This is a genomic window from Bacillus sp. FJAT-27001, assembly GCF_019039175.1.
GTDB lineage: Bacteria > Bacillota > Bacilli > Bacillales > Bacillaceae > Bacillus > Bacillus velezensis.
Genome location: NZ_JAHOAA010000008.1, coordinates 1 through 1,064 on the forward strand (window position 1 = coordinate 1; position 1,064 = coordinate 1,064).

Here is a 1,064-nt window from a genome sequence, read left to right on the forward strand (position 1 = left end):
GAGGCATTATCAGCGGGCGTCCCTTTGCGGGACATGCTCATGGTAATGCCTTTTGTTTTAACAGCTTTTTGATACTCGTAAGATGTATACACAGAACCTTGGTCACTATGTAACACGCAGTTCTCAGGCAGCATTGGTAGCTGATCAAGTGTGTCTAAGACAAAGGCTGTGTCCTGCTTATCCCCAATAGTAAAAGCAATCACTTCTCCATTGTATAAATCTAATATACTGGAAAGGTACAATTGTTTCTGTCCATAAGGCAAATATGTGATGTCCGTTACTAGTTTTTCAAGAGGACGATCAGACTGAAAGTTCCGATCCAATATATTATCGACCACGGCATATGGCTGCCCATCCTTCTTGCGCTTTTTCACCTTAACCCGACACTGCCATTGATTTTTCTGCATAATACGTTGAACCGTTTTATGGTTAATACACATTCTCTTTTTTAGTATGGCTGTGATTTTTCGATATCCATATCGATACTTGTGCTCTCGGCACAACGTGCCGATTTGTTTTTCCAAATGGCGCTTGGGATGATCCTTCATCAGATTCTTCTTCCAACGATAATAAGACGCTCGAGAGATACCTAAATGAATACAGATATCCTGTACGGTCATTGTGCTGTGCAATATTTCTACAAGTTCGACTGACGTTTCGCTATCAACTTCCTTTCCAATTCGTTGTACTTTTTTAAAACTTCATTCTGTTGTCTCAGGTAACGAATCTCTGCCTGCAGTTTCTCTAAATCGGAAGAATACTCCGGACCTTTTCCGTAAGTGTATTGCTTTCCAACAGGCTGTTCGAATCGATGTGTATCACCAGCCTTATACCATCTAACCCATGTCTGAACCTGTGTCTTATTCTTAATATTCAACTCCTGCAGGATCTCTTTCATAGGTACGCCTGCCAATCTCATTTCTACAGCCTTCTGTTTCACTTCAACCGGATAACTCACTCTTGTCCCCATAGAAAAAACACCTCCAAGTCTAATTTCGGATAACAATCATCCGTATTCAAACTTGAAGGTGTTTTTATTTGTCTCATCTTATGGGGTCAGTCCC

1 pseudogene is annotated in these 1,064 nt (G+C 41.0%); it reads right to left on the minus strand.

The window, feature by feature from the left end:
* Window positions 1-970: pseudogene (locus BGM27_RS17815) on the minus strand (IS3 family transposase); the annotation flags it as partial.
* Window positions 971-1,064 lie beyond the last annotated feature (94 nt).